This is a genomic window from Paenibacillus sp. FSL H7-0918 (genome assembly GCF_038007025.1).
GTDB classification, from domain to species: domain Bacteria; phylum Bacillota; class Bacilli; order Paenibacillales; family Paenibacillaceae; genus Paenibacillus_AQ; species Paenibacillus_AQ odorifer.
Genome location: NZ_JBBOWJ010000005.1, coordinates 125,338 through 137,025, shown reverse-complemented (window position 1 = coordinate 137,025; position 11,688 = coordinate 125,338). Strand labels below are relative to the sequence as shown.

Sequence of the window (11,688 nt, the reverse complement as noted above, 5' to 3'; positions counted from 1 at the left end):
CAACAAATGGCTGCGGAGCTTTTTCATAACTAGACTATAAAACATCCTTCAGCTTGCTTCGGCTCTGAACATCCAGGGCTAGATAATCACGGATTTCGCATCTTTTTCCATTGATATCCGTAAGAATGATTCGTTTATGACTTGGATACTGCATATGCTCGTGCAGGTTCCGCATAACGATCCGGGTCTGGCCCAGATTTGTTTGCAGCTCCCAAATCCACATATCCGCTTTTTGCTTAATAGAATCAATGCGGGTTACAACCGGAAGAAAATACCGCAGCCGGAGCTCTGTGTCCACTTCCACCCGACTTTCTTCATCGAGCTGATCAATGTCACGAATGACTCCGATCTCCTCACTCTTGGAGTTACGAACTGAAATATACTCCGTGGTATATTGGAATGGAAATATACGAAAAAGAATTAATTCCTCATAGACTTGACCCTCCACTACTCCTTGAAACACGCCACCTTGACTGCGGCTAAAAGAGATTGCACCCGGTTCAAGAATGTTAATCTCATAGGGATCTTTAGGATTCAATTCCCCGTTAACAAGATTCGGATCACTCATGCATCTCAACCCCCTTAATCTGCGACATTTCCTTCTGTGCCTCAACTAGCTTGAAGTAAGCACCTTCTGCAGCAAGCAATTCCTCATGTGTACCCACTTCAATGATCTTCCCGCGTTCAAGCACTACAAGACGGTTCGCATTTCTTAGCGTGGATAATCGATGGGCAATCGCGAATGTCGTTCTGCCTTTTACCAGTCGCGAGATCGCTTCTTGAATTTGTCGCTCGGTCACTGTATCTACAGAAGCTGTTGCTTCATCTAGGATTAGAATTCGCGGATCGTGAATTATTGCTCGGGCAATAGACACTCGCTGCTTCTCTCCACCGGACAATTTATGGCCACGTTCCCCAACTCTTGTATCATAGCCATCCGGCAATTGAACGATAAAATCATGGGCGTTGGCAATTTTTGCAGCGCGCATGATTTCTAATTCCGTAGCGTCCGGTTTAGAATAGGCAATATTCTCAGCAATCGTTCCGTCGAATAGAAACGTCTCCTGCAGCACTACACCGATCTGACTACGCAGATCTGACTGGCTGATATTTCGGATGTCCACACCATCGATGGTAATGGTTCCCTCATCTGTGTCATAGAAGCGACAGATCATATTAATGAAAGTCGACTTACCGGCACCTGAATGTCCGACCAGACCAATCATCTCGCCCGCACCCACTTTTAAATCCACGTTCTTGAGCACAGGATGATGTTTTTCGTATCCATAAGTAACCCGCTTAAACTCAACCTCACCGTTTACGCGGCCGATGGCTGCTGGATTCACAGTATCAGGCACATCTGACGGTGTATCCATAATTTCAAAGACCCGATCTGCTGCTGAAATCGCATGGCTGGCCCAGTTGATCATTTGGCTCACCCACTGCAAAGGTCCGAGAAGCATCCCAAGGTAGGTCACCAAAGCGATTAGCGTACCGATGGATAATTGTCCCTGTAGCACCGTTTTCCCGCCATAAAACCAAATTAATAACGTACCCACACCAGCAACCAACGCAAAAGCAGGAAACATCCCCTGCCATAAGCCTTCGATCCGAATATTATGCCGAACCAGCTCCTTATTGGCGACTGTATAACGTGACATCTCTGTTGTTTCCTGACCGAATGCTTTGACTACACGAATCCCCTGCAAAGAATCGCCAACCAAAGCGTTTAATCTAAAAATAGATCTCCACTGCTGGTACCAACGTCTGCCAATCATCGGCCATAACACGGTCGACAGCACCACCATAAGCGGCATAGGCAGCATAGCAAGCAGCGTTAGCTTCCAATCCATACTGAACATAATAGTGAAAATAGCGATTACCCGCAGCAATTCACCCGAGACCCAGATTACACCGTCAGTCATAAATTGCCGCATCGCCTCTGAATCATTATTCACCCGTCCAATAAATTGCGAAGATTGTCTTCGGTCGAAAAAAGATAAAGATAATTTCATCAAGGAATGATACACATCATGACGAAGATCACCCATGATTTTGGAACCAATCCATACCCCTATAAGTCCACGTACAGTCTGCATTAAAGTAATTACTAAGGATGTGGCTGCTAGCCCGATCACAATCCATAGAAGCGTTGAGCCCATATCCTTTTCTGTCAACACATTATCAACGATCATCTTCGTCAAAAATGGTGGAACAAGCTCTACCAATGTAGTAAAAATCAACATAATCGCCGCAGCGATCATTTGGATCTTATAAGGCTTGGCATAGCTCAGCATCCGAAATAGAACCTTGCCGTTACTCTTGCACACCGGACAAGCTTGCGAATCTTCCGGCAGTGGATTGCGGCATTTTGGACAATTTCTTGGAAACTCTTTTTCAGAAGCGGTTGGCCGTTCCTCGCCTTTAGCTACAGCGCCAATTAATTTAGAAGCAAAACCAAATATAGAGGTAAGTGATGCTGTATAACGTATAAGTATAATAGGCCCTTCTTGGGTATCCACAAGCAACGATCCGCCGCCTACCCCGCCTACTACCCGGGCATCAGTAATATTCGAGACTAGAAGCTTTGAGACCAGTTTCCCGTCCGTTCCCCAAACGGAAATCTCCTTCTCAGTCAATACAAGCCACTGCTCACCGAATTGCCCATCTTTCATTAAATCGGATACAGAGTGAAATAAAGGTTGTTCTGTAAGCTGTATTTCTATAGACTTGGGAAGTTTATCAATAGATGTCATACATTTCTCCCCTTTCTTTACCCACCTATTTACTCACATATATTTACAGTGGTAAAGATGAAAAAATGATTATAATTGTTTTGTATGGTTATTTAAACAAATAAAAAGACACCTCTAAAGGTGTCTTTTTGTATTACTTCCTATGGTACTGGCTATACGCTTATTTCAAAGCTTTCCATACCCAGTTCTCTACTTCTGGCAAATCAATACCCTCTTCACGAATGAATTGGTGATGTTTCTTAACGATAGCATCCATTTCATCTGCGATCGCTTTATAGTCGTTAGCATTAGGCAAGCTCAGAACAGCTTCCTTCGCCAAGTCAAAGCGGTCCATTTGATTCAATACGCGCATATCGAATGGTGTTGTGATATCGCCATTCTCGCGGTATCCGTGTACGTGCAGGTTATGGTTATGGCGATCAAAGAACAAGTCTTTAATCAGACCTTCATATCCATGGAAAGCGAAGATAACTGGTTTATCTTTTGTGAAAAATTGATCAAACTCTTCGTCAGATAAGCCACGCGGATCTAATTTTTGACTTCTCAGTTTCAACAAGTCTACCACGTTGATATATCTAATTTTAAGGTTCGGCAGTTTTTCATGCAGGATAGAGATGGCAGCCAAGCTTTCGATAGTTGGTTCTGTACCTGCAGAAGCAAAGACAACATCAGGCTCTCCACCTTGATCGGTGCTTGCCCAGTCAATAATCTTCAGTCCTTTATCCACCAGCTCTTGTGCTTCATCCGCACTGAACCATTGTGGACGAGGATGTTTGGAAGAAACAATCAAGTTAATTTTTTGACGGTCATTTAAGACGGTGTCAAAGACAGCCAGCAAGGAGTTGGCATCAGCCGGCAAATACTCACGGATAAATTCTGGTTTTTTATCAGCCAAGTGACCTAGCAAACCTGGATCTTGGTGAGTGTAACCATTGTGGTCTTGCTGGAATACAGTTGAAGTTGCTACCACATTCAATGATGGAATATCCGCACGCCAGCTTTGATCTGTTGCTTTACGCAGCCATTTGAAATGCTGAGTAATCATCGAATCCACGACACGCAAGAAAGCTTCATAGCTTGCAAAGAAACCATGGCGACCTGTCAATACGTAACCTTCAAGCAAACCTTCTGCCTGATGTTCAGACAATTGGGAATCGATAACACGGCCATAAGAAGCTAGGAATTCGTCATTCGGCTCAATCACTTGATCCAACCATTGACGTTTCGTCACTTCAAAGACAGGTCCCAGACGATTGGACATTGTTTCATCCGGTCCGAAAATTCTGAAATTGCGGTTCTCTTCGTTCAGAGAGATAACATCTTTCATGTATTTACCCAGAACGGCCATATCTTGTGCTATTACTTCACCTGGTTTGGAATTATCAAGTGCGAACTTACGGAAATTCGGTAAGTTTAGATCTTTAATTTGGTTGCCAGCATTAGTAACTGGGTTCATTCCCATACGTCTGTCGCCAGTTGGCAGAATCTCAGCAAGTTCAGCGTTCAGACGACCATTGTCATCAAATAATTCTTCTGGTCTGTAGCTGTTCATCCACTCCAATAACGCTGGAGCATGCTTCATATTTTTTTGATCCACTGGAATCGGCACCTGATGGGCACGGAAAGAGTTCTCATTCGGAACACCATCCCATTGCTTTGGACCCGTCCAGCCCTTAGGAGAACGGAAGACCAACATTGGCCAAACCGGACGCGTCAGGTCATTGTTGTCACGTGCATTCTTTTGAATCGCTTCAATTCTTTCAACGATGGTATCAAGCACCTTAGCCATTTCCGGATGCATTAGATCAGGATTTTCGCCTTCAACGAAGAACGGTTCCCAACCCATACCTTTAAAGTATGCAGTAATTTCTTCTTTGGATTGACGAGACAGAATCGTTGGGTTACTGATTTTGAAACCATTTAAGTGCAAGATCGGCAGAACTGCACCATCAGTAACTGGATTGATGAACCGGTTGGAGAACCATGAAGCCGCTAATGGGCCAGTTTCAGCCTCTCCATCACCAATAACAACAGCGGAGATTAAATCTGGATTATCCAGAATTGCACCTACACCATGGGATAGAGAATAACCTAATTCGCCACCTTCGTGGATCGATCCAGGTGTTTCAGGGGCAGCATGGGAAGCAACTCCACCTGGGAAAGAGAATTGTTTGAACAATTTCTTCAGGCCTGGGATATCTTGTGTGATTTCCGGATAAATTTCAGTATAGCTACCATCGAGATAGGAGTTCGAAACCATAACCTGACCGCCATGACCAGGGCCCTCGATGTAGAACATATTCAAATCATATTTAGTAATGACCCGATTCAAATGGGCATAAATAAAGTTCTGGCCTGGAATAGTTCCCCAGTGTCCAATGGGCTTAATCTTTACGTCTGCTTCTTTCAGCGGTTCTCTTAACAACGGATTATCTTTCAAATACAGTTGACCTACAGAGATGTAGTTAGTTGCGCGCCAGTATGCATCAAGCTTCTCTAAATAAGTTTTTGATGAGTAATCAACATCCATGGATAATACCATTTCTTCCACTCCCCAAAATTTTTTCTGTGTCTACATTGCCGTAATTTCTTCCACAAGTACATCATACCGCCGCGAAAAATTAATTCAACCTTTTCAACAAATGATACGGTCCAATTTTGTGAAAATATGAACATAGTATGAAATACAGTGTCAATTGTCTGTAAAAATACGTCAATATTAATATATATGTAAAAATATGGACTGAAGTTTGCGGGGGTATTTGCTCCTTATCCTTCATCTATTTTGCGCAAAACAAAAAAAATAAGACCGAGAAAAATTCCCCAGTCTTACTTTAATGAACGGACACAAAGGTATTAAATTTTAAGTATTTATAGTGGAAGCGCATATGGGAGAATTCAAATGGCGTGCCATTATCTAAAAAGAAAATCCCTTCCATAATGCTTACTGGCTCATTTGCCTGCAAATGCAGCAGCTCTTGATCCGTAGCCTCAGAGGGTTCTGCGGATATCGATAAAAAGGATTTGGTTACCGCCAGATTTCGTGAATCCTCCAAATAATTAAAGATAGATCCTTCAATAATGGTCTGATTTAAATTCTGCACGATTTTGATTGGGATATAACCCGTTTCAATCATAAAGGGTTCATCATCAAAAAGACGTAAGCGAATGATTTTGTAAACAAAATCATGAGGGCCTAAAAACAGATCCCGCTGTAGTTCTTCCGTTGGTGGAATGACCTCAAATTTCAAAACTTTAATCTTTGGCTTCTTCCCATTCATTTGAAAATTGTCGGTGACACCTAAATTAGAGCCTTCGTAGTTAAAAATAGATTCATTTTTTATGTATAAAGGATTTATAAATGTCCCTGAGCCACGCTTTTTAAAAATAATGCCGGCATTTGCCATTTTAGTCAGAGCACTTTTAATAGAACTACGACTCACTTGATAAGTTTCACTAAGCGTTCGTTCATCCGGTAATTTCATATCGGGAAACTGCCCAGCAAAAATTTTCATTTTTAAGTCATCAATAATTTGTTTGTAGACAAACTGTGTCATGAAGTACTCCTTTTCAGGTCGATACAAGTTTTATTTCAATCTTTACTATAACATAATAACCAGACGTTTATAATCTATCCGGCCAGCTTATTTACGTCGGCGATTTGTCATGCGATTGTACATCACTAAACCGGCAATGACCATGCCCAGCGTCCCCATACTACTTGCTGATTCAGCCTGCATACCAAACAAAATGCACAGGTTAGTGACCAAGCTTTTTGTAAGTACAGCAACAATAATTAACATCAACGGGCGCCAAATGTTGTATCTTCTCATCCAGGCAACACTCCTAATCCAATTTTCTCAAACTATTGATCGATTTCATCTATTATATCACAAGATAGTAACCGCATTCATTTCCTATAACCGTAAAGAAATCGAAGCCGATCAGTATTTTTTACTTCCCTCTATCTTTTTCTGTATTCTAGCCTAGCGAACGTGACGTCTATGCGTCATATTCGCTTTCAATTCCTCAGTTCCTCCTATCCGTCAATTACGCCTTTATTCGACTTTTGGTCTGGACTTATCCTTTTTCACGGATTATAATAACAAATGCACACCAAAAGACGAACATTAAGGCGGAAATCATGAGAAATTATATGCAAATATTCCTAGGCACTTCATTTTCTAGCCTATCCCCAAAAGAAATTCAAATTTTAAAGGATCATCTCTTCTGTATCAATTCGGATGGGATGATAGAAATGATCGTTGCACCGGAGCACGCCGACTATCAACCCTTGCTTGATGCTTATCAAGGTCAGGACAATTTTCATGTATTAGCCGAGGGCCAGTATTTTTTGCCCGGCTTTATCGATCTGCATGTCCACGCGCCACAATGGGCTCAATCTGGAACTGCATTAGATATCCCGCTCTATGATTGGCTAAATACTTATACCTTCCCACTGGAGTCTAAATTTTCGGACCTGGCTTTTGCAAAAAAAGTCTACGATGACGTGGTTGGTACTTTGCTCGCAAACGGAACCACTACAGCACTTTATTTTGCAACGGTGCATAAAGAGGCCAGTCTATTATTGGCTAAAATATGTGCGGAAAAAGGACAACGTGGACTCGTTGGAAAAGTGGTTATGGACGATCCGCAGGGAAATCCTGAGAATTACCGCGACTCCGACACCCACACCGCACTAGTGGATACGGAAGAATTTATACTAGCTGTACAAGAACTCGCTAAATCTACTAAACAAGGCGTTTATCCAGTAGTGACACCAAGGTTCATTCCAAGCTGCACTAATGAGGCTTTACAAGGCTTGGGAGAACTTGCCGCTAAATATGATACGTATGTGCAATCGCACTGTAGTGAAAGTGATTGGGCGCACGGTTATGTGCAAGAACGATTCCAAAAGAACGATGCTTTTGCCTTGCATGATTTTGGTCTGCTCAGTGATAAATCTGTCATGGCTCATTGTAATTTTTTAGATGAAAATGATGTGAATTTGTTTGCAGAGACAGGAACAGCTATTGCGCATTGTCCGATATCCAACGCGTATTTTGCCAATAGTGTCATTCCGATCGCTGACTTCCATGCCAAAGGCGTTGAGATTGGTTTAGGCTCTGATATTTCCGGAGGTTTTTCACCTAGTCTCTTCGACAACATTAGACAAGCCGTAATGTCTTCAAGAATGCTGGAGGATGGTGTGAATCCCTCACTTTCTGCACAAAACCGCGGAGTACCGGGATCACGAATTACGATCCATGAATCCTTTTATCTTGCTACCGCTGGCGGCGGAGAAAGCTTAAGCTTACCTATCGGCCGGTTACTAGAAGGTTATGCATGGGATGTTCAAATAATCGATACGAAAGTACCCTCGGCGAAATTGCCCGTCTTTGATGAGAATGAAGATTTGCAAGATATTTTTCAAAAGATAATGTATCTGGCTAGACCTGAAAATATCCGTGAAGTCTGGGTACAGGGTGAAAAAGTTCATTCGCGTTAAAGATTAATTAAACTAGAAAACTTAAGGTGGGCATCGGAGTGAAAACACAAGTAAACGTACAAGAGCAAGCACATTTGGAATCACAGCTACTAACTGTCCTACCCGATGAAAAAGTTTCATTTAGTAAATCCGTCATTCTCGGCTTTCAACATGTATTGGCTATGGATGTCTATGTAGTGCCATTCCTTATTGCGATGTTAATCGGCTTACAGCCCAATCAGTCCAGCGCGTTAATCCAATCCACCTTTATTGCCGCAGGACTTGCAACGATTGTGCAAACCTATTTCTGTATGAAGCTGCCTATCGCTCAAGGTCCTTCTTATGTTCCGCTGGGTGCGATCGTCAGTATTTATGCAGCTAGTGGTGGCGGAGAGCTCGGTTGGAGCTCCGTGTTAGGTGCCAGCTTAATCGGGGCTATCCTGGTTATTATTTTGGGTTATGCGGGGATTTTTAATAAAATCGTTAAAAACTTTATTCCGCCTATCGTAGGTGGCACAATCATTTTCATTGTAGGTCTATCTTTATTGCCTGTTGCGATCAGAGATAATATCTACGGAGCCTCCGGGGCTTCAATTAATCAAAATGTATTATTAGCCCTCATTTCAGGCGCTACACTACTTGTTTTTGTGGTTCTTGGTACTTTGTTCCGTAATAAAGGATCTGTCTTCCGAATTCTTTCCGTAATGATGGCGTTAGTAGTCGGATGTATTTCCGCTAATATTATGGGCGTTTTAGATTTCTCAGCGATAAGTAGTGCCAAGTGGTTTAGCATGCCGCGGATCGCTTTTGTTGATTTCGGCTTTTCCTTCAACTTTTCAGCTATTATCACCATGGTTATTATTTATATCGTGCTGCTGGCTGAAACAACAGGCACCTGGTTTGCGGTCAGCAATGTAATCAATAAACCTTTGACAGACAAAAATATTAACCGCGGCGTAATTGGAGAAGGAATTGGCTGTCTTATTGCGTCTGTGCTCGGTTCGACTCCTGTTACAGGTTATTCAACTAATGCAGGGATCATCTCCATTACAGGTGTTGCCAGCCGCCGGGTTTTTCTCGCTGTAGGAGGATGGTTTGTCCTCTTTGGTTGTTCCGGTAAACTCGCCGCTTTGATCTCTTCCATTCCATCCGCTGTAATCGGCGGCGTCTTCGCCATCATCTGCGGCATCATCGCAATTAATGGTGTGCAAGTAATGAAGAATGTAACCATCGGCGAAAAAGAAATGTACATTATTGCCTTACCAATGATCATCACCTTGGCTTTGGTACTCATTCCTGGTGACTACTTGAACTCTTTGCCTACATTCGTACAGTATTTATTAGGCTCACCTATCCTAGCTGCTTCATTGGCAGCAATATTATTGAATAAATTATTACCTAGTGGAAAATAGAACATAAAAAGGAGCAGCCTCTTATTGATCCTTTTTTATCCCCGCGAATAAGCCGAGCTTTGTATGCTACCTTCTGGAATTCCTTAAACAAAAGACACCCATCGAGGTGTCTTTTGTTTAAGGACATGATTATTTTTTACTTGAGTTCATCCATAAAACCGCCTTACCATATGACCTCACAATTTTAATACAAATATCCATATGTCCCTTGATTATATTTAATAAACTAGGATTCCTCCAAAATAACGGAGATTATCAACGCATTGAATTATTCCCTGAAATATATTATGATACGTTTAAACAATTAAACATTATAACGGAGGGAGTTATGAACGAATCTAATAGTAATCAGAAGGCGATTCACATTTTTGAGAATTTAAGCCCCTATTTCCAATGCTTGGGAGATCCTATACGTCAGCAAATCATTGCATTGCTGATCGACAAAGAGAGTATGAATGTGAGCCAAATTGCAGAGCATATCCCCATGTCCCGGCCTACAGTCTCTCATCATCTGAAAATATTACGGCAAGCAGGGCTGCTTAAGGTTCAGAAGAAGGGCACGGAAATGTTCTACAGACTTGAGTTTGACGAAGCGATAGCGCTTATGAAACAACTTGTCCATTTCGTTGAAGAGGAATGCCAGTGCTAATGCCATTAACCTGACTAGCACTTGTCATTCCTATTTTTTTAAGCGATATGTTAAATAACTTAAACATATAAACATTTAAACGGAGGTTGCAGATATGCATAGGAAAAAGGTACTTATTGTAGGAGGATACGGTGCCGTCGGCAGACAAATTGCTCAAATATTACACGATCGACATCCCGATCTCGAGATTATATTGGGAGGAAGGTCACCGCAAAAAGCAGCACCTTTTGAGTCCACACGGGTACAAACAGTCGTAGTTGATAATAATGCGGATGATCCACTGCTTTATGCAGGCGATAATGTATCGCTAATCATCAATTCCGTCAACGATCTGCAGGATCGGCTACTTATGTCTGCAGTTAGAAGAAAAATCCCACTGATCGATCTTACTCGCTGGACAGAGATATTCCAACAATCAATCACAAAGTTAGAAAAAGCAGACCTCTATGCTCCTATCGTGCTTTCTTCGGGATGGATGGCGGGAACTGCTTCGCTGTTCGCCATGCTGCACTCGGCCACACTTCAAAACGTCGCCGTTGATATTCACGCGTTGTACTCTCTACGTGACAAAGCAGGACCCGACTCCGCGGCGTACATGGATCGTATGACCATTCCATTCCATATTACAGAACGGGGGGGAAAACGTCTTGTATTTCCAATGACTGACCCCATCAAAGTCCAATTTCCAGATGGATATACAGCAAAATGCTATCGGCTTGACACCCCAGATCATGTCACCTTGCCAACAGCTGAGCATATCGACTCCGCCAGCTTCCGCATCTCCTTCGACAGCAAAGCCTCCACCTCCATCCTTGTCGGACTAGTTAACAGCGGAATATGGAAGATGATCAGCGGGGACCGATTCCGTTCGCTTAGACGAAGACTGCTCTACAATCCTGGTACTGGCAGTGCACATCATATCCTTATTCATCTAAAGGGTCTGGATCATAATGGGCACTGGGTTGAACGGACAATAGCGATTTCTGACCCGCTTGGTCAGACTCATCTTACCGCTTTGGGAGCTGCTGTCCAAGCAGAAAAGCTATTGCGGATATCAAAGGAAGAACCATGGGTCCCAGGCATTTATTATCCAGAAGATCTACCTGATGAACGGATGGACATCTCTGAAATCACCAACTTTTTTAAACAATATGGGGTTCTTATATCTCACTAATAGCACTTCACATATACCGAGCATTCTGTCTACTACAATTAAGCGCACAGACAGTAAAGAACCCGCTAATATAGCGGGTTCTTTACAATAGAGATGAGACGGAGCTAGGTAAGTTCACAAAAATATAAAATCTTTGATTCGTGCTAAACCCTGTCCCCTGCCTATTTCCACCCTTAAAGGCGTTTGACTAGACCAGGCTAAAGTCCCTG

The 11,688-nt window shown here is 42.6% G+C and carries 9 protein-coding genes; 4 read left to right on the top strand and 5 right to left on the bottom strand.

The annotated features are described in order from the left end of the window. Positions 1-34 precede the first annotated feature (34 nt). From MHI15_RS28090 to MHI15_RS28070, 5 genes are all read right to left on the bottom strand, one after another. Complete coding sequence (locus tag MHI15_RS28090; protein WP_051491493.1) at positions 35-568, bottom strand: DUF1854 domain-containing protein; 534 nt, start codon at positions 566-568, stop codon at positions 35-37. Further along, complete coding sequence (locus MHI15_RS28085; protein WP_076126928.1) at positions 561-2,756, bottom strand: ABC transporter ATP-binding protein; 2,196 nt, start codon at positions 2,754-2,756, stop codon at positions 561-563. Before MHI15_RS28085 ends, MHI15_RS28090 begins: the two co-directional genes overlap by 8 nt. A gap of 160 nt (positions 2,757-2,916) precedes the next feature. Continuing rightward, positions 2,917-5,298 (bottom strand): phosphoketolase family protein, encoded by a 2,382-nt coding sequence (locus MHI15_RS28080; protein WP_175618986.1) that lies wholly within the window; start codon positions 5,296-5,298, stop codon positions 2,917-2,919. Positions 5,299-5,590: 292 nt separating this feature from the next. Further along, complete coding sequence (locus MHI15_RS28075; protein WP_076126926.1) at positions 5,591-6,313, bottom strand: GntR family transcriptional regulator; 723 nt, start codon at positions 6,311-6,313, stop codon at positions 5,591-5,593. 87 nt (positions 6,314-6,400) lie between these two features. After that, positions 6,401-6,589, bottom strand: a complete 189-nt coding sequence (locus tag MHI15_RS28070) for a hypothetical protein (RefSeq protein WP_036687195.1) — start codon at positions 6,587-6,589, stop codon at positions 6,401-6,403. A 311-nt stretch (positions 6,590-6,900) separates the two neighbouring features. On the opposite strand from MHI15_RS28070, the gene guaD reads away from it, so the two are divergent. From guaD to MHI15_RS28050, 4 genes are all read left to right on the top strand, one after another. After that, a complete protein-coding gene (guaD, locus tag MHI15_RS28065) occupies positions 6,901-8,265 on the top strand; it encodes a guanine deaminase (protein WP_076279934.1) in 1,365 nt (454 codons plus the stop codon). A 38-nt stretch (positions 8,266-8,303) separates the two neighbouring features. Beyond that, the gene (locus MHI15_RS28060) at positions 8,304-9,656 is read left to right on the top strand and encodes a uracil-xanthine permease family protein (RefSeq protein WP_076187050.1); all 1,353 of its coding nucleotides are present in this window, start codon (positions 8,304-8,306) and stop codon (positions 9,654-9,656) included. Between the two features lie 328 nt (positions 9,657-9,984). Beyond that, positions 9,985-10,305, top strand: coding sequence for an ArsR/SmtB family transcription factor (locus MHI15_RS28055; protein ID WP_341165155.1), 321 nt, complete (start codon positions 9,985-9,987; stop codon positions 10,303-10,305). A gap of 94 nt (positions 10,306-10,399) precedes the next feature. Then, positions 10,400-11,479: a saccharopine dehydrogenase gene (locus tag MHI15_RS28050; RefSeq protein ID WP_076282637.1), complete on the top strand. Its 1,080-nt coding sequence runs from the start codon at positions 10,400-10,402 to the stop codon at positions 11,477-11,479. Positions 11,480-11,688 lie beyond the last annotated feature (209 nt).

What these genes read in the sequence shown, in the direction of transcription:
- MHI15_RS28090 (WP_051491493.1), bottom strand. Translation starts at nt 568, where the DNA reads ATGAGTGATCCGAATCTTGTTAACGGGGAATTGAATCCTAAAGATCCC.
- MHI15_RS28085 (WP_076126928.1), bottom strand. Translation starts at nt 2,756, where the DNA reads ATGACATCTATTGATAAACTTCCCAAGTCTATAGAAATACAGCTTACA.
- MHI15_RS28080 (WP_175618986.1), bottom strand. Translation starts at nt 5,298, where the DNA reads ATGGTATTATCCATGGATGTTGATTACTCATCAAAAACTTATTTAGAG.
- MHI15_RS28075 (WP_076126926.1), bottom strand. Translation starts at nt 6,313, where the DNA reads ATGACACAGTTTGTCTACAAACAAATTATTGATGACTTAAAAATGAAA.
- MHI15_RS28070 (WP_036687195.1), bottom strand. Translation starts at nt 6,589, where the DNA reads ATGAGAAGATACAACATTTGGCGCCCGTTGATGTTAATTATTGTTGCT.
- guaD (WP_076279934.1), top strand. Translation starts at nt 6,901, where the DNA reads ATGAGAAATTATATGCAAATATTCCTAGGCACTTCATTTTCTAGCCTA.
- MHI15_RS28055 (WP_341165155.1), top strand. Translation starts at nt 9,985, where the DNA reads ATGAACGAATCTAATAGTAATCAGAAGGCGATTCACATTTTTGAGAAT.
- MHI15_RS28050 (WP_076282637.1), top strand. Translation starts at nt 10,400, where the DNA reads ATGCATAGGAAAAAGGTACTTATTGTAGGAGGATACGGTGCCGTCGGC.